The following is a 23,002-nucleotide window of genomic DNA, read 5'->3' on the forward strand; positions in this document are numbered from 1 at the left end:
GTGCTCGTCAACGCAGCTCCTCCCGGTCCTCCGGGGTGCCGAAGGCCGCGACGATGGCGCTCTCCAGGCGTGTCACGTCGGCCTGGACCGTGGCAGGCACGTCCCCCCTGATTCCGAGCACGTGCAGCACCAGTTCCCTGTCCTCGAAGCGCGCCTCGAGCACCAGGCTGCCGGGAAGCGCCGACAGCGCGACCGTGACCAGCACGGTCATCACCTCGGACGAGGTGCGCAGCCGTACTCTGACGACCTCGACGGGCGGCGAGGTGCCCAGGCGCAGCGCCCAGAACGCGACCCTGAAGCTGGAGAGCACCAGGTCGCCCGCGAAGCGGACCAGGAAGACGAGCGCCGCGACCGGGTGGATTCTGGCCCCCGAGTCCAGTACCGGCAGCGGCAGCGCCCAGACGATGACGGCGGCGGCCAGCAGGCCACCGAGCACGTTGCCCACGGTCAGGTCGCCCCACAGCAGCAGCCAGGCCACCGTGAGCCAGGCCACCTCCCCCAGTGGGACAGGCCTGCCGAGCACCCGCGGCGCGGGCCTCGCCGCCCTCACCTCGGGCTCCCGAGAACCGCGGAGATGTAGGGCTCGCGGGCGAGCAGTTCATCGGCCGTCCGCCGCGTCAGAGCGGACAACGGCCCGGCCAGCACGGTGTAGGACAGGCCGAGCGCCACCAGTGCGGTCGCGGAGCCCAGCATCGGCAGTGGCATGGTCACGCTGGTGACGATCTCGCGCCCGGTGATCCCCTCGGTGCCGTGCGCCCGTGTGACGGAGGGCTCTTCACGGCGCACCCGCGTTACGGGGCTCTCCTCGCTCTCCAGCACGGTCCCGGCCGGGGCGGCCAACTCGGGAGGCGGTGCCCGCCAGAACGCCTTGCTCCACGTCGTGGCCACGGCGTACAGGGTGAGCAGGCTCGTCACCAGGCCCCCCGCGACCAGGGTGAGCGGCAGGGGGCCGCCGACCGCGACCCCGGCCTGGACGAGGGTCAGCTTGCCCAGGAAGCCGGACATCGGCGGGATACCCGCGAGGTTCATCGCGGGGACGAAGAACAGCACCGCGATCACGGGTGCCACCCTCATCAGGCCGCCGAGCCGGTCCAGCGAGGTGGTGCCCGTGCGGCGCTCGATCAACCCGGTCACCAGGAACAGGCCGGTCTGCACGGTGATGTGGTGGACGACGTAGAACACCGCGCCCGCCATGCCCGCCGCGGTCGAGAGCCCGACCCCGAAGACCATGTAGCCGATGTGGCTGACCAGGGTGAAGGAGAGCATCCGCTTGATGTCGGTCTGGGCGACCGCGCCGAAGACCCCGACCAGCATGGTCAGCAGCGCCGCCCACATCAGCAGGACGCTCACCGGGCCTCCGGGGAACAGCAGCGCCTCCAGCCTGATGATGGAGTAGATGCCGACCTTGGTGAGCAACCCGGCGAAGAGCGCCGTCGCGGGGGCGGGCGCGGTCGGGTAGGAGTCCGGCAGCCAGGCGGACATCGGGAAGATCGCGGCCTTGACCACGAAGACCAGCAGCAGCGTCAGCTCGACGAGCAGCTTGAGGTAGCCGGGCAGCACCTGGAACCGCTCGGCGAGCTGGGCCATGGACACGGTGCCCGTCGCGCCGTACGAGACCGCGATCCCGACCAGGAACAGCAGCGAGGACGCCAGCCCGATCACCACGTAGGTCGCGCCCGCGCGGATGCGGGACTCGGTGCCGCCGAAGGTGAGCAGCACGTACGATCCGCTGAGCAGCATCTCGAACGCGACGAAGAGGTTGAACAGGTCGCCGGACAGGAAGGCGTCGGACACTCCGGCGACCGTGACGAGGTAGGCGGGGTGGAAGATCGCCAGCGGGGCGATGTACTCCTGGTCGGCGTAGGCCTGCGCCAGCGAGTAGACCATCACGCACAGCGTCACCGCGGAGGAGACCACCAGCATCAGCGAGGAGAGCCGGTCCGCGACCAGGGTGATGCCGACCGGGGCGGCCCAGCCCCCGGCGTTGGCGACCAGCGGACCGCCGGTGTCCGCCGCGACCAGCAGGACCAGCGAGACCGCCAGCACCGTCGTGAGGGTGACCACGCTGATGAGCGCCTGCAGCCTGCGCTGTCTACCGCCGATGGCCAGCTTGAGCCCGGCCGCCAGCAGCGGCAGCGTCACCGGAATCGAGATCAGCGCCTGCACCGTCATCAGTCGTCCCCCTCGAGCTCCGGGTTCTGCGCCCTGGCCTGCCGTTCCCTGTCCTCCCTGATCGCGGCCCGCATCTCGGCGCGCGCCTGGCGGCGGCGCTCACGGAGCCTCCTGCGGATCTCCCGCTCCCGCGCGGCCTGCTCCCGCTCCCTGCGGGCGAACTCGGCGCGCATCCGGCCCGCGCTCTCCCGCCTGCTCTCCTTGGAGGCCTCCTCAGCGTCCCTGCGCTCCCGCTCACGCCTGGCCTCCTCAAGGCGGGCCAGCTCGGCGCGCTGTTCCCTGACCAGGCGCCGGTAGACCTCACGCCTGGCGAGCACGGACCCGGCCAGCTCTCCGCGCGTGGCGCGCAGCCGTACCCTGCGGTCCTCGGTGTCGTCCTGTACCTCGTCGCCGCCGGTCAGCTGCCAGGACCTGTGCACCACGGCGAGCAGGAACGCGGTGACGCCCAGGGTGATCACGAGGGAGGTGAGCACCATCGCCTGCGGCAGCGGGTCGGCCATCCGGTCCCTGGCGGACACCCCGAGGATCGGCGGCTCCCCCGCGGGACCGCCCGCCATGACGATCAGCAGGTTCACCCCGTTTCCAAGCAGGATGACGCCGACCAGCAGCCGCACCAGGCTCCGTTCGAGCAGGAGCGTCACCCCCGCGGCCACCAGGACGCCCGAGGCCACGAACGGCACCAGCGAGATGGTCACCGGCTCCCCTCCCCGCCGAGCCGTTCCCCGCTCTCCCCGCTCTCTCCCGTCTCCTCCTCGATCTGCCGGTCCAGTTCGGCGCCCAGGCTGCGCAGGATGTCCTGGACCATGCCGACGACCGCGACGTACACGCCGACGTCGAACAGCAGCACGGTTGACAGGTGCAGCTTCCCGACCAGCGGGACCGTCAGGTCGGCGGAGAGCATGCTCAGCGGCGCGCCGCCGAACAGCAGTCCGCAGAACGCGGTGACCGTCGACAGCAACAGTCCCAGGCCGATCAGCACTCCGGCGTGGGCGGGAACCGCGACGGCCAGCTCGTACCGGCCACCCGCGAGATAGCGGATCACCAGCGCGAGCCCGGCCACGATGCCCCCGGCGAAGCCGCCCCCGACCGCGCTGTGCCCGGTGAACAGCAGGAAGACCGAGATCAGCAGCACCGTGTGGAAGATCAGCCTGGCCACGATCTCCAGGACGGCCGCCCGCTCTCCCGCGGGCAGGGTCGCCGCGAGCCAGTGCGCCCGGCCCTCGGGGGCGCCCTCCTCGGACGGGCGTTCCAGCGTGTAGGTACGGCGCCGCAGGAAGACCAGGCTGGTGACTCCGAGGGTGAGGACGACGAGCACGGAGCTCTCCCCCATGGTGTCCCACGCACGGATGTCCACCAGGAGCGCGCTGACGACGTTCGAGGCCCCCGCCTTCTCCGCGGCGGCGGGCATCAGGGCGCCGACCGGCACCGCCTGCCTGGCCGAGACGGCCAGCATCCCGGCCATGACCATCACCGCGCCGCTGACCAGCCCGAGGCCCAGGCGCATGCCGAAGGGCACCCTCGGCCTGCCCTCCCTCGGCCCGAGCGGAAGCCTGCGCAGCACCAGCACGAACACCACCAGGCTCAGCGTCTCGGTGAGGAACTGGGTCAGCGCCAGGTCGGGCGAGCCGTGCACGAGGAACAGCAGGGCCGTGCCGTACCCGGTCAGCCCCGCGACCAGCGCGAGCACGATGTGCGAGCGGACCCGGGGGGCGAGGACCGCGGTCGCGACGAGCAGCGCCCCGACGAGAGGCTGCTCGGGACGGGTCCAGGGCACCACGTCGAGGCGGATCTCCGGCAGGGGCCCGTACAGCAGGGCGAAGCCCCCGATCCCCGCGAAGGAGACGAACGCGACCATGAGGTAGTCGGTCAGCGACCCGCGCTGGGTGACCCCGGTCAGCTGCAGGGAGAACCGTTCCAGCCCCCGCATGAGCACCCAGTAGACGCGTCCCGAGTCGACGACGCGCAGGATCCGCCCCGTCCGCTCGACGACTCCCCCGGCCGCGAAGAGCAGCGCCCCGCCGCAGAGGGCGACGGCGGACAGCAGCAACGGCACGGGCGCGCCGGTCCACAGGGCCAGGTGGGTGTGACCCGGTCCCGGGAAGGTCCCGGTGTAGCTCTCCATCGCCGCGCCGTACCGGCCGGCGAAGGGGGCGAGGACCAGCCCGAGTACGGCCAGCAGCGCGGGGGGTGTGAAGGTCGTGGCGGACGGGCCGTGCACCGGTGTCGGCTCCCGGCCCCGCTTGGCCCCGAAGGCCCCCCACAGGAACCTGGCGCTGTAGGCGACGGTGAGCACGGAGCCCGCGACGATCCCGGCCAGCGTCAGGGTGTCGGCGAGCCGCCCGGTCAGCAGCGACTCGAAGGCCGCCTCCTTGCCGACGAACCCCAGCAGCGGCGGGATCCCGGCCATCGAGACGGCGGCGGTCGCGGCCACCGCGCAGAGCCAGGGGGCGGAGTGCCGCAGGCCGCTCAGCTCGCGCAGGTCGCGGGTGCCCGTCGCGTGGTCGACGACGCCGACGACCAGGAACAGCGACGCCTTGAACAGGCCGTGCGCGAGCAGCATGGCGACGCCCGCGAGGGCGGTGTCCCTCGTGGCCGCACCGAACAGCACGGCCATGAAGCCGAGCTGGCTGACCGTGCCGTAGGCGAGCATCCGTTTGAGGTCGTACTCGCGCAGCGCCCGCCAGCCCGCCAGCACCATGGTCAGCAGGCCGAGCGGCACGGCGACCGCCTGCCAGACGGGCAGGGCGCCGAACGCGGGACCGAGCCGGGCGAGCAAGTAGATCCCGGCCTTCACCATCGCCGCGGCGTGCAGGTAGGCGGAGACCGGGGTCGGGGCGGCCATCGCGGCGGGCAGCCACATGCTGAACGGGAAGATCGCCGACTTCGACAGCGCCCCGGCCAGGACCAGCACCAGCGCGGCCGGGATCAGGGCGCCGGAGGGTGGGTGGGCGACGATCCGCGAGATCCGGTAGGTCCCGGCCGCCTCCCCCAGCATGACCATCCCGGCCAGCATGGCCAGGCCGCCGAAGGAGGTGACGGTCAGCGCCTGCGTCGCCGCCCTGCGGGCCGCCCTGCTCTCCGGGTCGTGGCCGATCAGCAGGTAGGAGAAGACCGTGGTCAGTTCCCAGAACACGTACAGCAGGAGCAGGTTGTCGGCGACCACCAGGCCGAGCATCGCCCCGGCGAAGGCGACCAGCACCCCGCCGAACCGGCCGAGGCCGCTCTCGCCCGCGTCGAAGTACCGGCGGCAGTACAGCAGGACCAGCGCGCCGACCCCGGTGACCAGCGACATCATCAGCACGGCCAGCGCGTCGGCGCGGAAGGACAGCGCGAGGCCGAGCGTGGGCGCCCAGTCGTGGTGCGACTCGGCGGGGACGCCCGTCAGGGCCACCCGCAGGGTGTAGGCGAACCCGCAGGCGGGCGCGACGGCGAGCACGAGGAAGGCGTCACGGCCGAGACGGCGCGCCAGCGCCGGGGCGCACACCGCCGCGACGGCGTGCAGGATCAGCAGCGGCTCCATGTTCCCCCGGGGCACCGTCGTGGTCGGCATGCCCCAAACTGCCAGGAGAGACCTGTTTCACCGCTCAACGCCCCGGCGGCTTGACCCGAAAAGCGCTGCCCCTTCACCCCCGCGTGATCAGCCCCTCCCGCCGGTTCCCCTATCCGCGCGTGGTCAGCCTCTCCGCCCGGTACGGCCGAGCACCCAGCCGATCACGGCGCTGCCGAGCGCGACGCCCGCCCCCATGCCGAACGCCGTCAGGACCGGCCACACCTGGCCTGCCTGGCGGGGTTGTGCGGCGGGCCGCTCGAAGACCCTGGCGGTCGTGTCCCGCCCCGCGCCCTCCCCCTCGGGGAACGTCGTGAGGGGGGACTCAACGAGAGCGGCGGCGGACGTGGCGGCCGGAGCCCGGAGGCCGACGCCCTGGAGATCGGCCCCCTGGAGGTCGACGCCCTGAACGAGAACCCCCGACAGGTGGTTCTCAACAGCGGAGAAGAACTCGCCCGCCGTCCTCTTGGCGACCGAGCCCAGCACGCGCTGGCCGACGCCTCCGATCATGCCGCCGACCACGGCCTCGGCGTCGTAGTCGATCCGCGTGCCGCCCTCGACCTCGCTGAGCCGTACCTCGACGGTCGCGTCGACCGTGCCGGGCGCGCCCTGGCCCCGCGCCCTGAGCACGAACCGCCGCGGTGCCTCGGGTTCGGACAGGGCGACCTCTCCCTGGTAGACCCCCTTGATCGAGGCCACCCCCGCGGTGACCGTCATCCGGTAGGTGTCGGGTCCCGTCTCCTCAAGGCGCTCACAGCCCGGGATCGTCCGTACGAGCACGGCCGGGTTCTGGAGCGCGGACCACACACGATCTCTGTCGATGCCGAGCACGGCACTGCCTGCGAGCTTCACATGAGCACCCTAATGAGGCTTGTTCCCCAAGGCTTAACGGTAAGCACCTATTCCGAGATGAGATCTGTCCGTTATGCTTTCCGCCGCCCGGGCCCGACGGGTGGACGCCACCCGGCCGACCAGCCCGGCCTGCGTGCCGACGGGAGGGCATCAGTGCTGCATGTGCTTGGCATACCTGAGATGGCCGGTGACATCTACCGGCGGCTGGTCGTCATGACCTCGGGCACCCCCGAGGAGCTCGCCGAGCATCTGGACGCCCCGCCGGAGACGGTCGGCGCCGCCCTGTGCGACCTGGAACGACGTGGCCTGGTGACCAGGACGGCCACCAAGCCGCCCCGGTTCGTCGCGGCGCCGCCGGACACCGTGGTCGAGGGCCTGCTGCTGCGCAGGCAGACCGAGCTGAACGCGGCCAGGGCCGAGTTGGACGACCTGGTCCGGGCGTATCGGGGCAACAGGCACGCGCAGACGACCGACGAGCTGATCGAGATCGTCACGGGCCAGGAGGCGCTGCTCGGCCGGGTGCGGCAGCTTCAGCACGGGGCACGCACCGAGTTCTGCGGTTTCGTGAAGCCGCCGTACGTGGTGCAGAGCCTGGAGGAGTCCGAGAATCTGACCAACCCCGAGGTGACCTATCGGGTGCTGTACGACGTGAGTGTGATGGAGCACCCGGAGCTGCTCCACAGGATTCGCAACACCAACACGCCGCGCGAGGAGCTCCGGGTGCACCCCGAACTGCCGATGAAGCTGATGATCGCGGACCGGCGCACCGCCCTGCTCCCGCTGGCCAGGGTTGGTCCGGCCAGCGTGCCGAGCGCCGTCATCGTGCACTCCAGCGGGTTGCTCGACGCGCTCCTGGCGCTGTTCGAGCACTACTGGGCGGCGAGCACACCTCTGCCTGTCGACGAGAGTGCCTTCGGCGCCGGCTCACCGCTCGACGGCAACCTGCCGATCCTGACGCTGCTGGTGGCCGGCGCGACCGACCGCATCATCGCCCGCCAGCTAGGGGTGAGCGTGCGCACCGTGCAGCGGCGGGTGAGCGACATGATGGCCGCCGCTGGCGCGCAGAACCGGATCCAGCTCGGCTGGTACGCGGCGAAGAACGCATGGCTGGACGGCCCGTGGCAGGTCAGCGGCCCGGCTTCCGATTTGCGCCATGGCGCAGAGGCGACAGGGGCTTGACCTTCCGGCGTTGACCGGCACACCTCAATACTTCCGGTCGTGTCCTCAGTGAACGATGGAGACGACTGATGCGTTTACCGCTTCCCTCCGTACGGATTACCGCCGCGCTGGCGCTCGCGCTGGCCGCGCCGCTCGTCATAGCCACCCAGCCGACGGCGGCCTCGACAGCTCCCCCCACCCCGACGGCGACGGCCTCGCCGACTCCCTCCGCTCCCTCGGCCAAGCCGACGGCCGCCGCGAACAGCGGCACCGGTGACGGCATCGTCAGCGACCGGCACACCGTCACGCTCATCACCGGTGACCGGGTCGCGGTCGGCAAGGACGCGGCGGGCAAGCCGACCGCGCAGGTGCTGAGCAAGGCCCCCGGCACCACCTCGGTCAGCATCGTCAGCAACACGAAGGGCCTGTTCGTCCTGCCCAGCACGGCGCTGACGCTGCTGGCCGCGCACAAGCTCGACCCGCGGCTGTTCGACGTGACCAGGCTGGTCGCCAACGGCTACGACGACGAGCACACCGACACCGTGCCGCTGATCGCCACCTATCCGGAGCAGGGCGGCCGGCAGTCGAAGGCCAAGGTGGCCCCGCACCCCGCGCCCGCGCACAGCAAGGTGGTCCGCCAGCTGCCCATCGTGTCCGGCGCCGTACTCCACACGAAGAAGGCCGACGCGGCCAAGTTCTGGCGGAACCTCGCGAGCACGACCGACGAACCCGCCGACGAACCCCCCAAGGCCGCGCCCGACGCGCCCGCGCAGGCCACGCTGGCCGACGGCGTGGAGAAGCTCTGGCTGAACGACAAGGCGCACGCGACCCTGGACGTGTCGGTGCCGAGCATCGGCGCGCCGCAGGCGTGGGCGGAGGGCTACGACGGCAAAGGCGTGAAGCTGGCCGTCCTGGACACGGGAGTCGACGGCAAGCACCCCGACTTCGACGGCCGGATCGCGGCTCAGCAGAACTTCACCAACAGCCCGGACATGATGGACCGCTTCGGGCACGGCACCCATGTCGCCTCCATCGCGGCCGGTTCCGGTGCCGCGAGCGACGGCAAGTACGTCGGCGTCGCCCCGAAGGCGAGCCTGCTGATCGGCAAGGTGCTCGGCGACGACGGCAGCGGCCCCACCGACAACATCATCGCCGGCATGGAGTGGGCGGCCGCCCAGGGCGCCAAGGTGATCAACATGAGCCTTGGCCAGGGTGGGAGCTGGAACGACTCGGACAACCCGCTGAGCATGGCGGTGGACCGGATCTCGGCGAGCACCGGGGCGCTGTTCGTGATCGCCGCGGGCAACGACGGGGCCTCGGGCTCCTACACGACCACCGCGCCGGGCAACGCGGACTCCGCGCTGACGGTGGGGGCGACGAACGCGGCCGACCCGAAGGTGGCGGACTTCTCCGGCAAGGGACCGCGGGCCAGCGACTTCGGGCTCAAGCCGGAGATCACCGCACCGGGTGTGGAGATCGTCGCGGCCCGGGCCGCGGGTAACAAGCTCGGCTCCCCGGTCGACGAGCACTACCAGGCGATGTCGGGCACCTCGATGGCCACCCCGCACGTGGCCGGCGCAGCGGCGATCCTCGCCCAGCGGCACCCCGACTGGACCGCCCAGCGGCTCAAGTCGACGCTGGTGAACTACGCGGCCACCGACCCCGGCCAGCCGGTGTTCGACCAGGGCGGTGGACGGCTGCGGGTGCCGGAGACGCTCAAGGCCACCGTCAGCACGGACGTCTCGACACTGGCACTGGGTGACTTCGCCTGGCCGCAGCCGGCCGGCAAGACCTCGGCCAAGCCGGTGACGTACCGCAACGACGGCGACGCCCCCGTCACCCTGAACCTGGCGGTGAGCGGCACCCGGTTCGACGACCTGCTCTCCTCGGCGCATCACGGCGACGACAAGCGGGCCGTGCTGTCGGTCAGCCCGCAAACGATCACCGTACCGGCGCACGGCACGGCGGAGGCGACGGTGACGGCGGACATCGGAGCCAGCGACACCGGGGTGTTCGCCGGATACCTGACCGCCACCCAGGCCGAGGGCGGCACGCTGTCGATCGACCTGCCGGTCACCTACACCAAGGAGATCGAGCAGTACAGGCTCCAGGTCGAGGTGTACGACGCACGGGGCGAGCGGCCGACCGTCCTGTCCAGCAGAAGCGGCATCTACGCCTTCAACCTGGACACCGGCGACATCTGGTTCGGCTCAGTGCTCAACGGGCATGTTTCCTGGCCTGGCGGGATCGGCAGCGGGCCGACCCTGTTCCCGCGTGGCGACTACGCCGTGCTGAACACCGGTCTGTTCACGGCGGCACCGGGGCTGAGCAGTGAGGCGACCATCACCGTCGGCGCGTTCCCGCAGATCAAGCTGGACAAGGACGTGACCGTCACCTTCGACGCCCGCAAGGGCGTTCGGGTGGCGCCGAAGGTGCCGAAGGGGGACGCCACCGCGGCCAGCACCACCGTCTGGATGCACCGCACGAACAACGACGTCTCGTTCACCGCGCAGACCGGCACGGACAAAGACGGCGACAAGTACGCGGCGGTGTACGCGATCCCCAGCGACACGGTCACCCAGGGCCGGTTCGTCTACGCGACCAGGAACGCGATGGCCGCGCCGCCGCTGAAGATCACCCGGGAGAGGGGGCCGGACACCCCGTTGCCGCTGGTACAGGTGACCGGCACTCACTACCGGGGCGACTACCGGGGCAAACTGATCGACGTCGGCGAGGCAGACCCCGCCGACCTCGACGGCAAGGACCTGCGCGGCGCGGTCGTACTGCTGCATCCACAGGTCCACTCCGACGGGGAACCCCCCGAGCCCGGGTCGCGCGTGAGCGACCGAACCGCCGTCCTGAAGAAGGCCGGCGCGGTGCTGGCGCTGGCGATCGACTCGACCCGGGGATCCTGGGAGTGGGGACAGCTGGACGATCCCGTCGCACTGCCCTTGGTGAGCATCGACGAAGCGGCCGGCGAGGCGCTGGCCAGGGAGATCGCCAGCCGCCCGGTGCGTATCCACGCGGTCGGGGCGCTGACCAGCCCGTACGTGTATTACACGACGAACGGACCGACGAAGTCGATACCGGCGCAGCGCCAGACGCTCCGGCAACAGCAGTTCGCGACGGTGGACACGGAGTACCACCAGGGTCCGGCCGACCTTGGCTACACCTGCCGGTACGCTCATTTCGTCGAACCGGACTATCCATACGCCTACGGCGGTTCCTTCCCCTCCTGCACGTCGATCGAATACCCGGCCGCACGCGCCGAGTTCGTCCAGGCCAACGGGGCGCGCTGGGAGTTCACCGTACCGACGGTCAGCGAGAACTTCCTGCAGTACGAGGGCGTGGTCAAGGCCGGACAGCGGCTGGCCGAGACGCCGTTCAAAGCGCCGCTGTTGGCGTGCGTCTCACCGAAGGAGCCGCCGCTGGTCCCCGGCGAGACCGCCTACAGCGCGGGCCGCACCGGTAACGACATCAAGCTGATCTTTACGAACCTGTGCGGGCCGAAGCTGGAAGACTTCGTGGTCTCGTCCTGGTACGACCTGCCTAATGTGGTGCTCTCCCTGGACGGCGAGCAGATCGGGGTGGACGGCAGCACCGTCACGGTGGACGCGGCCGACCATGTCTACCGGCTGGTGGCCGACGTCACCCGGGACGGCGCGGGCCTGGCCCGGACCTCGACCCGCGCGACGACGGAGTGGACCTTCCACTCGGCCAAGACGGAGAAGGAGTCCGCGCTGCCGCTGCCGCAGATCGGCCTCGACGTGCCGGTCGGGCCGGACGGCAACGCGACGCGGCCGCGCCAGCAGGTGATCCGGCTGCTGCCGGGCCACCAGCAGGGTGCCGAGGACGTGCCGTTCACCTCGATCACGGCCTCCTACTCCACCGACGACGGCACGACCTGGCGCAACGTGCCGGTACGGCACGGCCGCGACGGCTGGCAGACGACCGTCCAGCCGGGCGCCGGCAGCGGGTTCGTGTCGCTGCGGGTGGCCGGGACCGACAAGTCAGGCAACACGGTGACCGAGACGATCATCCGCGCCTACGGGCTCGCCGGCACCGGATGAGGAGCGGCGAGTACGGTTCCCGATGAATCCCCGATAGATCCTGACAGATCTCGATAGATGACGTCGTTCGGCGGTCCGCGGTGGCACACCGCGGGCCGCCGAACACGTATGGTCCGGCGAACGTCGATCCGTTTTCCGAAACCTCGGGTCCGGCGGACGGGGTTCAGGCGGCAGAGCTCAGGCGGATCCCGCCGAAGTGGGCGACTCCTCGAACGGTTCCTGTGCCTGTCCTGAACCGACGTGGTGGGCGCGTCCCCGGGCGGACGCCTCGGCGACTTCGCCGGAGACAACCGACCGGGGAGAACCCGGACTCCCTTTCAGGGCAGGCACCGATCAGTGCCGCGGGTCACTTCTCACAACCTCGCGGACAGCGTCTTCTTCTCCCTCAGCGGCGCGCCGACCTCGTGCAGGTGCCGCAGTGCCTGGCCGTAGGAGGCGATCAGCCCGCACTCCAGGTAGGAGATGCCCAGCTCCGCGCAGTACTGCCTGACGATCGGCTGGGCGTGGCGCAGGTTGGGGGTGGGCATGCCGGGGAACAGGTGGTGCTCGATCTGGTAGTTGAGGCCGCCGAGCGCCGTGTCGATCACCCAGCCGCCGCGCACGTTGCGCGAGGTCAGCACCTGCTTCCTGAGGAAGTCCAGCTCGTCCTCACCGGTCAGCATCGGCATCCCCTTGTGGTTGGGGGCGAAGGTGCAGCCCAGGTAGACACCGAAGATCGCCTGGTGCACGAGGAGGAACACCACGGCCTTGCCCGGTGACAGCACGGTGAACAGGGCCGCGAGGTAGGCCGCGACGTGCACGACCAGCAGCCCCGCCTCCAGCTTCCTGCGCCGCAGCGAGGGGCGGGCGAGCGCCCTGAAACTGGCCACGTGCAGGTTGAACCCCTCCAGGGTGAGGAGGGGGAAGAACAGGTACGCCTGCCTGCCGCCCAGGAACCTGGCCAGGCCCCGGCTGGCGACGGCCTGTTCCGTCGACCAGACCAGGGCGTCGGGGGCGACGTCGGGGTCGTGGTCCTCGTGGTTGGGGTTGGCGTGATGACGGGTGTGCTTGTCCATCCACCAGCCGTAGCTCATGCCGATGCACAGGTTTCCCGCCACCAGTCCCGCGATCTCGGCGGAGCGCCTGGCGCGGAAGACCTGCCGGTGGGCGAGGTCGTGCGCGACCAGCGCCACCTGGGCGAACGCGAGGGCGAGGAAGGCCGCGACGAGGAGCTGGTACCAGGTGTCGCCAAGCGCGAAGAAGGCCACCCAACCCGCGGCGAACAGGGAACCGACAAGACCCAGCCGCAGGACGTAGTAGCCAGGCCTCGGGTTCATCAGCCCCGCCTCCGCGATGCGGCGCGACAGGCGCGCGAAGTCACTGCCCCTGGCTCCGTCACCGGCACTGGCGGGTCGATCCACGGGGTCGGCCGCGGTTGAGTTGGTCACGGTTCTCCTCAGATGAGCCGGATCACTGAATGGCGCCGCCCGCGAAACGGAAGAGAAACGAGGCAGCACCTGACACAGGATCGCTGGATTTAACGTGATTGCGTACCCCCGCGCCCACCCCGGCTCACGGTAGTGCTGGCCCTACCACTCATGGACCTCCGTCCCACGCGAACCGGCCACGACACGGGCGGCCGTCCGTCCTCCGCGCGGGAGATCCGGCCGGCCTTACACAGGCGATCCGGCCGAACCCTCCGGACCCATACGCCCCACACATCCCCACCGGGACCGGACCGCAACCACCGCCCCGCCTGCGACATCACCAATGATGATATTTCCGATAGATCGACCAGAGGGGTGAATGCCTATTTCGCTCGTCGGTTGGAGCTCCCGTTGCTGGCAGGATGGTGGCCCATGGCATCGGGGAAGTCACAGGCGTTCAGGACGGCGGCGATCAGGACGGCGGCGACGTTCACGGCCCTGGCGGCGAGCGCGGGGTGCGCGGCGGGGACCGTCGAGGGCGGAGGTACGGCCGGCGGGCCGTCGGCGAAGAGTACCCCGGCCCCCACCCTGATCGCGACCCCCGAGCGCCCCCAGGGACCGCCGGGAGCCCTGCCGAAGCCAGGCGAGGTCGGCCGGATCCCCAGGCCCTCCGACGGACTGCCACCGGTGATCAGCTCGATCCCGACCAGGAGAAAGGTCGTCTTCCTCACCATCGACGACGGCTGGGAGCAGGATCCCGGCTTTCTCGCGCGGGTCCGTGACCGACGGATCCCGATCACGGCCTTCGTCACCCGCGACGCCGTGGAGGCCAGGGGCGCGGCGGACCCGACCGCCCAGGGCGGCAGGTTCCTCGGCGCGGGCAAGTGGGGCTACGTGCGCGGTCTGCGCGACGCGGGAGTGCGGATCGAGAACCACACGCTGACCCATCCGAACATGCCCACTCTGGGCTATGAGGGGCAGCGGGCCGAGATCTGCGGCAGCTCCACGGTGATCCGTAAACAGGTCGGCAGAACGCCGACGCTGTTCCGCCCGCCGTTCGGCAACCAGAACACGCTGACCCGCAGGGCGGCCAAATCCTGCGGCATCGACGCCCTCCTGCTCTGGACCGCGACCGTGCAGCCCGGCGGGAAGATCGCCTATCAGGTTCCCGACAAGAAGCTCCGCCCGGGCGACGTGCTCCTGCTGCACTTCCGGCCCAACCTGTCGCGGGACTTCCGCATCCTGGTCAACAAGATCAGGCGCCGCGGCTTCGAACTCGGCAACCTCGAGGCCTATCTGAAGGCCGCGACCCGCTAAGGCGTGTTCCCCTACGACGCCGAAGCGTCGCGGGGGCACACAATCCGCCGCCCGGCGTACCCCGGAGTCATTCCTGCGGCTGACGCCCCACCGGCATCGTGTGCCCCACCATGGTCATGTGCTCGCGGGGCCTGGTGACTCGCGAGCCCTCCCGGGCGGCGGAAGGAACGGTCCGCCGCCCGGGACGTCCGGGGAAATCAGCCCGGGCGGCACAGGGAGCCGGCGTCGCGAGCCGGAGGGGACGATCTTGGTCCGGCAGAGAAGTGCGGTCTCGCACCGGACCATGTGACAAAGATCGCATGAGCTCGCGGCGCCACCCTCTCACAATGCTCTACCGGCTGTAGTACTACTAGAAGTAGAACTACAAGTTGTAGAGCTCCAGACCCGCGAGGGGGAGATGGACGCACTGGACCTGGCGCGGTGGCAGTTCGGGGTCACCACCGTGTACCACTTTCTGTTCGTACCCCTGACGATCGGCCTCGGCGTCTTCGTCGCCGGGCTGCAAACCGCCTGGCACCGTACCGGCAAGGAGCAGTACCTGACGCTGACGAAGTTCTTCGGGAAGCTCTTCCTGATCAACTTCGCGATGGGCGTGGTCACGGGCATCGTGCAGGAGTTCCAGTTCGGGATGAACTGGAGCGAGTACTCGGTCTTCGTCGGCGACGTCTTCGGCGCCCCGCTGGCGCTCGAGGCGCTGCTCGCGTTCTTCCTGGAGTCGACCTTCCTGGGACTGTGGATCTTCGGCTGGGAGAAGCTTCCCAAGCGGGTCCACCTGGCCACCATCTGGGCGGCGGTCATCGGCTCCAACCTGTCGGCCTACTTCATCCTCGCCGCCAACGCGTGGATGAAGCACCCGGTCGGCTACGAGGTGGTCGACGGCAAAGCCCGCATGACGGACCTGTGGGCGGTGCTCACCAACTCGACCGCGCTGGCCCAGGTGCCCCACGTGGTCGCCGCGGCGTTCGTGGTCGCGGGCGGGTTCGTACTGGCGGTGTGCGGCTACCGGATCCTGCGGGAACGGCGGGCGGACCCGGACCGGACGAGGCCGCTGAGGCGGGGAGCGACGGACATGTGGCGGACCCCGATGCGGGCCGCGCTGGTCATGACGGCGATCGCGGGGGCCGTGGTCGCGGGCAGCGGTGACATGTCCGCCAAACTGCTGTACGAGCAGCAGCCGATGAAGCTGGCCGCCGCCGAGGGGCTCAGGCACGACACGGCGGGGGCGCCGTTCTCCCCCGTGCCCGGCCTCGAGGTGCCCATGCTGCTCAGCTTCCTGGCGACCAACGACCCGCAGGCGGTCGTCCACGGCACCGAGGACCTGCAGGCTCGCTTCACCAAGCAGTTCGGCCCCGCCGACTACCGGCCGAACCTGCCGGTGGTCTTCTGGTCCTTCCGCGTCATGATCGTCTTCGGCATGGCGACGGTCGGCCTCTCCGTCCTGGGTCTCTGGCTGACCCGCAAACGCCGGGGGAAGCAGGGGCCGCCACGCGCGACGCCGTCGTGGCTGGCCCGCGCGTGCCTGCTGGCGCTGCCGCTGCCGACCGTCGCGATGATCGCGGGCTGGCTGCTCAGCGAGATCGGCCGCCAGCCATGGACCGTGCAGGGCGAACTGCTCACCGCCGCGAGCGTCTCCCCCGGCGTCAGCCTGGGCGAGGTGGCCGTCTCCCTGGCACTCTTCACCGCCCTGTACGGCGCGCTCGCGCTGGCCGAGGCCGTACTGATCGCCAGACACGTCAAGGCGGGCCCCGAGCCCGTCACAGCGCACCGTCCCGACACGCCCTCCTCCAGCGGGGGCAGGAGCGGTGACGGCGAGAACACAGCCGCCGGGCTCCAGCCGACCCTGATGTACTAGAAGGCGGAACCATGGAACTCACCACTTTCTGGTTCGTGGTCATCGCGTTCCTGTGGACCGGTTACTTCGTCCTGGAGGGGTTCGACTTCGGGGTCGGCCTGCTCGCCCCCGCGCTGTCGCGTGACGAGGCCGAGCGCAAGCAGGTGCTCGGCACGATCGGCCCCGTCTGGGACGGCAACGAGGTCTGGCTGATCACCGCCGTCGGCGCGATGTTCGCCGCGTTCCCCGCCTGGTACGCCGGGCTGCTCAGCGAGTTCTACCTGCCGATCGTGCTGGTCCTCGTCGGGCTGATCGTGCGCGGTATCGGCCTGGAGTGGCGGGCCAAGGTCCACCACGCCTCCGACCGCGCCTGGTGCGACCTGGGCATCATGGTCGGCAGTGGGCTTCCCGCCTTCCTTTGGGGGGCCGTCTTCGCCGACCTGCTGCACAACAGCGCCGTCGCCGCATTGATCGGCGGGGTGTTCTCGCTGTCCGTCTGCGTACTGCACGGCGCGGTCTTCGTCGCGCTCAAGACGACGGGCCCGGTGCGGGCCAGGGCCCGCCGTGCCGCGATGGCGACCTCCGCGGTCGCGCTGCCCGCCGCGGTGGTCGCGCTGTCCGGCATCCCCTCGGCACGTACGGCCATGGCCGACTGGGCCGCGTCGCCTTGGCTGTGGGCGGGCGCGCTGGCCGCGATGGCGGTCCTGGCCGCCGGGGTCGCGCTGATCTGGCGGGGCCGGGAGGGCTGGGCGTTCACCGCGACCGCCTCGTCCATCGCGCTGGGCGCCGTCGCCCTGTTCGGCGCCCTGTGGCCCGCCCCGCTGCCCGGTCTCACCGTCGCCGGAGCCGCCTCCGGCCCCTACACGCTGGGCATGCTGACCTGGATCGGTCTGATCGCGCTGCCCTTCGTGCTCGGCTACCAGGCCTGGTCCTACTGGGTGTTCCGCAAGCGGCTCGTCGCGGAGGCGGTCTGACCGCCCCGCCCCTGACAGCGGTGGTCGCGCCCCTGGGGAGGCGGCGCGACCACTGCGGCGTGTCAGGGCGTGTCAGGGCGTGTCAGGGGGCCTCAGTGGGCCTCAGTGGGCCTCAGTGGGCCTCAGTGGCACGACGCAGGCCGAACAGCTCCGACGGTGAGATCGGCATCCTGTCGATCCTGATGCCCTCGGCGTCCTCGACGGCCGAGGCGATCACCGCGGACACCGGGATGACCCCGGCCTCGCCCGCCCCCTTGATGCCGAGGGGGTTGAGCGGGGACGGAGTCTGCAGGTGGGCGGCCTCCACGAACGGGACCTCGGTCGCGTACGGCATCAGGAAGTCCATGAACGAGGCGTTCAGCAACTGGCCGTGCTCGTCGTAGACCATCCGCTCGTACAGCGCGCCGCCCACGCCCTGGGCGACGCCGCCGTGGATCTGCCCCTCGACGATCATGGGGTTGATCAGGTTGCCGCAGTCGTGGACGACGGCGTAGCGGAGGATCCGGATCTCGGCCGTCAGCGGGTCGGTCTCGACGATCGCCGCGTGCATCCCCGAGGCGAAGGTCGAGCGGATCGGCGAGTAGTAGTCGCGGCCCTCAAGGCCCGGCTCCTCCCCCTCCGCGACCGGCGGCCTGTCGAAGGACGGCGTGCCCGCGAACTGGGTCGCGCGACCCGCCTCCTCGTCGAAGGCGTAGCGCAGCGGGTTGGACAGCACCGCGACCGTGGCCAGCGGGACGGAGACACCCGGTGAGCCGACCACCCGCACCTCCCCGTCGACGATCTCCAGGTCGCGCGGGTCCGCCTCCAGCGCCTCCGCGGCGATCCGCAGCGCCTTCTCCCTGACCTTCCTGCACGCCAGGGCGATGGCGTTGCCGCTCATCACCGCCGCCCGCGAGGCGAACGTGCCGACCGCGTAGCCGAACCTGCGGGTGTCGCCGGTGACCACGGAGACCCGCTCAAGCGGCACGCCCAGCTCGGACGCGGCGATCTGGGCGAACGCCGTCTCGTGGCCCTGCCCCTGCGAGGTGAGCCCGGTCGAGACGTGTACCCGGCCGTCCGAGGTGACCTGGACGTGGCCGCCCTCGTACGGCCCGACCCCGGTGCCCTCGACGTAGCAGCCGACGCCGATCCCGATCCTGCGCCCCTGCGCCGCCGCCCGCTCCCTGAGCTCCGCGAAGGAGTCCCAGCCGATGAGCTCCTTGAGCATCCGCAGCGACCGGGGGTAGTCGCCGCTGTCGTAGATCAGCGGGCGGCCGTCCTGGAAGATCAGGCCCTGGTCGTAGGGAAACTCGTCGGGCTGGATGAAGTTGGCCGCGCGCACCGCCGTACGGTCGGCGCCCAGGTGTTCGGCGATGCGGTCCATCGTCCGTTCCATGCAGAAGACCGCCTGCGGGCGGCCCGCCCCCCGGTACGGCGTGACCTGCACGGTGTTGGTGTAGATCGAGGAGAACTCGACCCGGTAGGCGCCCAGTTTGTAGGGGCCGGGAAGCTGGGTCGAGGTGATGATCGGCACGATGATCCCGTACGGCGTGTAGGCGCCGTGGTCGTGCAGGATGGTCACGTCGAGCCCGAGCACCCGCCCCTCGTCGTCGAAGCCGACCCGGACGAACTGCACCTGGGCCCGCTCGTGCGCCGAGGAGACGAAGTGCTCGCGCCTGTCCTCGGTCCACTTGACCTCGTGGCCGAGCAGGATGGCCGCCCAGGGGACGAGCACCTCCTCCGGCCACGGATGCACGATCTTGACGCCGAAGCCGCCGCCAACCTCGGGCGCGATCACCTCGACCTTGGGCAGCGGCAGGCCGAGCTTGGCGGCGATCGCCATCCTGACGCTGGTCGAGGTCTGGGTGCTGGAGTAGACGCGCAGGGACCGGTCGTCGGCGTCCCATCTGGCGTACACGCCGCGCCCCTCGAGCGGCATGGACGCGCTGCGCTCGATGTCCAGCCTGAAGGCCAGCGTGTGCGGCGCGGCCTCGATCGCCTCCCGCGCGCCCAGGCCCGCCGCGGAACGCACCTCCTGGACCAGGTGCGCGCCGACGTTGCCCGGCACGTCCTGATGGACGAGATGGGCCGACTGCGCCGCCTGCTCGACCCCGACGACCGGCTTGAGCAGCTCGTAGTCGACCCTGATCAGCGCGCAGGCGTCTTCTGCGAGGTAGCGGTCGCGGGCGACGACCATCACGACGGGCTCGCCGACGTGGCGGACGACGTCGCGCGCGAGCGGGTACGCGGTGCGGCCGTGGGTCAGCGCCGGGTGCGGGATGAGCAGCGGCAGCGGTTCGGCGAGCAGTGCGGGCAGGTCCTCCCAGGTGTAGATCGCCACCAGCCCGTCGACGTCGAGCGCGGCCGAGACGTCGACGTCGCGGATCCTGGCGTGCGCGTGCGGGGACCTGACGAACGCGGCCTCGAGCGAGCCCTCGCCGAGGTCGTCCAGATAGCGGCCCTGCCCGGTGAGCAGCCTCGGGTCTTCCCTTCGCCGCACCGGCTCCCCGAACAGCTTCGTCGTCATGGCCGCCCCGCCCGGCCGGGTGCCGCGCCGTACGGCCCGCCGCGTCCGTCTCGCCCGTTCACGACTCCTCCGCGATGATCTCGGCCGCACGGTGGACCGACTTGACGATGTTCTGGTATCCCGTGCACCGGCACAGGTTGCCGGAGACGCCCTCCAGCACCTCCTCGTCGCTCGGCGCCGGGTTGTCCCGCAGCAGGGCGGTGACCGTGCACAGGAAGCCCGGCGTGCAGAACCCGCACTGCAGCCCGTGACACTCGGCGAAGGCACGCTGCACGGGCGAGAGCGTGCCGTCCGGGGCGGCGAGCCCCTCGACGGTCGTCACCTCGTGCCCGTCCGCGGTCACCGCGAGCATCAGGCACGACCGGACGGGCTCCCCGTCGAGCAGCACCGTGCAGCAGCCGCAGACCCCGTGCTCGCACCCGACGTGCGTGCCGGTCAGCCCGAGGTCGTGCCGCAGGCAGTCCGACAGCAGCCTCCGTCCCGGCACCTTTGCCCGCCGTACGACGCCGTTCACCGTCAGTGTGATCGCGATGTCCGTCATCGGTGCTCCGCCTCCCGTGCCGCGTCCCGCAGGGCCCGCTCCGCCAGCACCCCGACGAGGTGCCGCCGGTAGTCGGCGGTCGCGTGGATGTCCGTCTCCGGTTCGACCCGCTCCTGTACGGCCAGCGCCGCGGCCTCCCAGTCGGCCGAGGCGGGCGGGCGGTGGCCGCAGGCCTCCGCGACGTCGACGAGCATCGGCACCGGGCCCGCGCTCACACACGCCACCCTGGCCGTGACGATCCGCAGGTCGTCGTCGAGGCGGACCAGCGCCGCGATCCCGGCGACCGCGTAGTCTCCGTGCCGCCTGGCCACCTCGTGGAAGGCGGTGCCCGAGCGCGGCGGCAGCGCGGGGAACAGGGCGGAGACGGCCAGCTCACCGGGCTCGAGCGCCGACTCCAGGGGACCGGTGAAGAAGTCCGCCGCGGGGACGTCCCGGGTCGTGCCGGGTCGTGCCAGCCGTACCGAGCCGCCGAGCAGGGCCAGCACCGCGGGCAGCTCCGCGGCGGGGTCGGCGTGCACCAGGCTGCCGACCACGGTGCCCCGGTTGCGGATCACCGGGTGGGCGACGAGCCTGAGCGCCTGGCGGAGCAAAGGCTGCGCGGCGGCGACCGGCTCCGAGCGCTCGACCTGGGCGTGCCTGGCCAGCGCGCCGACCCTGACGCCGCCCGGTTCGACGGCGACGGTCGCCAGCCCGGTGAGCCTGTTGACGTCGACGATGTGCCGGGGGGCGGCCAGACGCATGTTCAGCATCGGGATCAAGCTCTGGCCGCCCGCGAGGACCTTGCCGTGCTCCCCGGCGGCGGCGAGGGTCTCCAGCGCCTCGCCGACGGAACGGGGCGCGTGGTAGTCGAAGGGGGGCGGTTTCACCCGGCCGCCTCCCCGCCGTGCGCGATCCCGGGCGGAACGTCCCTCCCCCGCCCCTTGCGGGACAGCGCCCTCAGCAGGTGGTAGCCCCCGACGACCACGATGGTGCCCAGCGCGATGCCCTCAAGCGCGAAGGTCGAGCCGATGGGGTGCCTGACCGGGCCGATGGCGAGGATGATGCCCGCCCCGATGGGGACCATGTTGATCGGGTCGGAGAAGTCGACGCGGTTCTCGACCCAGATCTTCGCGCCGAGCAGGCCGATCATGCCGTAGAGGATCACCGTGATACCACCGAGCACGCCGCCCGGGGTCGCCGCGACCAGCGCGCCGAACTTGGGACACAGACCGAACAGGATCGCGATGACGGCCGCGATGTAGTAGGCGGCCGTCGAATAGACCCTGGTCGCGGCCATGACGCCGATGTTCTCCGCGTAGGTGGTCGTCGGGGAGCCGCCGAAGGCGCTGGCGACCGCGGTGGCGAGACCGTCGCCGGCGATCGCCCTGCCCAGGTAGGGGTCGACGTCGGCACCGGTCATCTCGCCCACCGCCTTGACGTGGCCGACGTTCTCCGCGATCAGCGCGATCACCGCGGGCAGGACCAGCAGCACGGCGGAGAACCTGATGTCCGGCAGGTGCGTGTTCGGCCAGCCGATCCAGGCGGCGTCCGCGACACCGGAGAAGCTCACCCGGGGGTGCGTGTCAACCTTCTGGGTCACGGCGTTGTAGGCGGTGATGTTCCCGAAGACCCTGTCGGCGACCCAGGACAGCAGGAAGCCGACGACCAGGCCGAGCAGGATGCCGATCCGGCCGACGAACCCCTTGAAGACCACGATGAGCACGAAGGTGACGGTCATCGTGGTCAGGGCGATCCACTGGTCCTGCGGCCAGTAGACGTCGGCGACCACGTACGCGAGACCGAACCCGATCAGCATGACGACCGCGCCGGTGACGACCGGCGGGAACACCCTGTTGATGATCTGCACGCCGAGGTAGTGGATGGCGATGCCGACCAGCGCGAGCACCAGGCCGACGACGAGGATCGCGCCGGTGACGATCGCGTCGGCCGCGGGCGTGTCGCCGCCGTACAGCGCCCTGATGGCGAGCACGCCGCCGACGAAGGAGGCGCTCGTCCCGAGGTAGCTGGGAATCTTCCCGTTCACGATGAGCAGGAACATGATCGTCGCGACACCGGAGAACATGATGGCGACGTTGGGGTCGAGCCCCATGACCAACGGGAAGACGAACGTCGCGCCGAACATCGCGATGACGTGCTGCGCGCCGAAGCCGATCATGCGCGGCCAGGACAGCCGCTCGTCGGGTCTGACGACCTCTCCCGGTGCCAGGGTCCTGCCGTCCCCGTGCTTGGTCCAACCTGCAACCATCAAGCCCCACCTCTCACCGGGCCGTCGGTCGGTGGCCGCCCCGCAGGCATCCCTCCGGCGAATTCCCATGCTGTCGTTGCGGGCACGTTAGGCCCGCGGTCGTCCCCTCACACCGTCATGATCTGCCAAAACCGAGCGGCCGACCAGCGGTCGCCGTGCGCGTCGGCGGCAAGGACGCGCCGTCGGCGGGCAACGGGACGGACGAAGGTCTACGGAGGGTTCCCGGACGCGGCATGACCGAAACCCGGCGGGACCGTGCCGCGGACGGCCTGGGCGGGAGGCCTGGGGGAGGCCTGGGCGGGAGGCCGAAATCGGAGACGGAGGTTGGCAGGAGATCTCCCGGCGCGACGAGGCGATGGAGTACGGTGAGTGCCGATGTCGCG

General features: G+C 71.0%; 15 protein-coding genes. 5 read left to right on the forward strand and 10 right to left on the reverse strand.

From position 1 onward, the window contains the following. Positions 1–7: 7 nt before the first annotated feature. The 5 genes from AB0395_RS12450 to AB0395_RS12470 all read right to left on the reverse strand — a co-directional run bounded on the left by AB0395_RS12450 (position 8) and on the right by AB0395_RS12470 (position 6,571). Positions 8–550 carry a Na+/H+ antiporter subunit E gene (locus AB0395_RS12450; protein WP_366279894.1) on the reverse strand — a complete coding sequence of 181 codons (543 nt, stop codon included), beginning with the start codon at positions 548–550 and terminating at the stop codon, positions 8–10. Further along, positions 547–2,172 (reverse strand): Na+/H+ antiporter subunit D, encoded by a 1,626-nt coding sequence (locus AB0395_RS12455; protein WP_366279896.1) that lies wholly within the window; start codon positions 2,170–2,172, stop codon positions 547–549. Before AB0395_RS12455 ends, AB0395_RS12450 begins: the two co-directional genes overlap by 4 nt. Continuing rightward, positions 2,172–2,867, reverse strand: a complete 696-nt coding sequence (locus AB0395_RS12460; protein WP_366279898.1) for a Na(+)/H(+) antiporter subunit C — start codon at positions 2,865–2,867, stop codon at positions 2,172–2,174. The genes AB0395_RS12455 and AB0395_RS12460 overlap by 1 nt, the downstream gene beginning before the upstream one ends. Next, on the reverse strand, positions 2,864–5,722 hold the full coding sequence (locus AB0395_RS12465; RefSeq protein WP_366279900.1) for a Na+/H+ antiporter subunit A: 2,859 nt from the start codon (positions 5,720–5,722) through the stop codon (positions 2,864–2,866). Before AB0395_RS12465 ends, AB0395_RS12460 begins: the two co-directional genes overlap by 4 nt. 123 nt (positions 5,723–5,845) lie before the next feature. Then, positions 5,846–6,571, reverse strand: coding sequence for a carbon monoxide dehydrogenase subunit G (locus AB0395_RS12470; RefSeq protein WP_366279902.1), 726 nt, complete (start codon positions 6,569–6,571; stop codon positions 5,846–5,848). A gap of 153 nt (positions 6,572–6,724) precedes the next feature. On the opposite strand from AB0395_RS12470, the gene AB0395_RS12475 reads away from it, so the two are divergent. Continuing rightward, on the forward strand, positions 6,725–7,750 hold the full coding sequence (locus AB0395_RS12475; protein WP_366279904.1) for a helix-turn-helix domain-containing protein: 1,026 nt from the start codon (positions 6,725–6,727) through the stop codon (positions 7,748–7,750). Between the two features lie 68 nt (positions 7,751–7,818). Then, positions 7,819–11,799 carry a S8 family serine peptidase gene (locus AB0395_RS12480; protein ID WP_366279905.1) on the forward strand — a complete coding sequence of 1,327 codons (3,981 nt, stop codon included), beginning with the start codon at positions 7,819–7,821 and terminating at the stop codon, positions 11,797–11,799. A gap of 353 nt (positions 11,800–12,152) precedes the next feature. Here the strand turns inward: AB0395_RS12480 and AB0395_RS12485 are convergent, their stop codons facing one another. Beyond that, a complete protein-coding gene (locus tag AB0395_RS12485) occupies positions 12,153–13,115 on the reverse strand; it encodes an acyl-CoA desaturase (protein WP_366280122.1) in 963 nt (320 codons plus the stop codon). A 522-nt stretch (positions 13,116–13,637) separates the two neighbouring features. On the opposite strand from AB0395_RS12485, the gene AB0395_RS12490 reads away from it, so the two are divergent. The 3 genes from AB0395_RS12490 (at position 13,638) to cydB (ending at position 17,327) form a co-directional block, all read left to right on the forward strand. After that, positions 13,638–14,522, forward strand: a complete 885-nt coding sequence (locus AB0395_RS12490) for a polysaccharide deacetylase family protein (RefSeq protein WP_366279907.1) — start codon at positions 13,638–13,640, stop codon at positions 14,520–14,522. Between the two features lie 397 nt (positions 14,523–14,919). Next, entirely contained in the window at positions 14,920–16,374 is a 1,455-nt protein-coding gene (locus AB0395_RS12495) for a cytochrome ubiquinol oxidase subunit I (protein WP_366279909.1), read from the forward strand. 11 nt (positions 16,375–16,385) lie between these two features. Then, the gene (gene cydB, locus AB0395_RS12500) at positions 16,386–17,327 is read left to right on the forward strand and encodes a cytochrome d ubiquinol oxidase subunit II (protein ID WP_366279911.1); all 942 of its coding nucleotides are present in this window, start codon (positions 16,386–16,388) and stop codon (positions 17,325–17,327) included. 112 nt (positions 17,328–17,439) lie between these two features. Here cydB and cutA read toward each other — a convergent pair whose 3' ends face one another. The 4 genes from cutA to AB0395_RS12520 are packed head-to-tail and all read right to left on the reverse strand — an operon-like array spanning position 17,440 to position 22,619. Beyond that, positions 17,440–19,833 (reverse strand): aerobic carbon-monoxide dehydrogenase large subunit, encoded by a 2,394-nt coding sequence (gene cutA, locus AB0395_RS12505; protein ID WP_366279914.1) that lies wholly within the window; start codon positions 19,831–19,833, stop codon positions 17,440–17,442. Between the two features lie 58 nt (positions 19,834–19,891). Next, positions 19,892–20,374, reverse strand: coding sequence for a (2Fe-2S)-binding protein (locus tag AB0395_RS12510; RefSeq protein ID WP_366279917.1), 483 nt, complete (start codon positions 20,372–20,374; stop codon positions 19,892–19,894). Next, positions 20,371–21,240 carry a xanthine dehydrogenase family protein subunit M gene (locus AB0395_RS12515; protein ID WP_366279918.1) on the reverse strand — a complete coding sequence of 290 codons (870 nt, stop codon included), beginning with the start codon at positions 21,238–21,240 and terminating at the stop codon, positions 20,371–20,373. The genes AB0395_RS12510 and AB0395_RS12515 overlap by 4 nt, the downstream gene beginning before the upstream one ends. After that, positions 21,237–22,619 carry a solute carrier family 23 protein gene (locus AB0395_RS12520; RefSeq protein WP_366279921.1) on the reverse strand — a complete coding sequence of 461 codons (1,383 nt, stop codon included), beginning with the start codon at positions 22,617–22,619 and terminating at the stop codon, positions 21,237–21,239. The genes AB0395_RS12515 and AB0395_RS12520 overlap by 4 nt, the downstream gene beginning before the upstream one ends. Positions 22,620–23,002: the final 383 nt, after the last annotated feature.

Source organism: Streptosporangium sp. NPDC051023 (assembly GCF_040689595.1).
Classification (GTDB): Bacteria; Actinomycetota; Actinomycetes; order Streptosporangiales; family Streptosporangiaceae; genus Streptosporangium.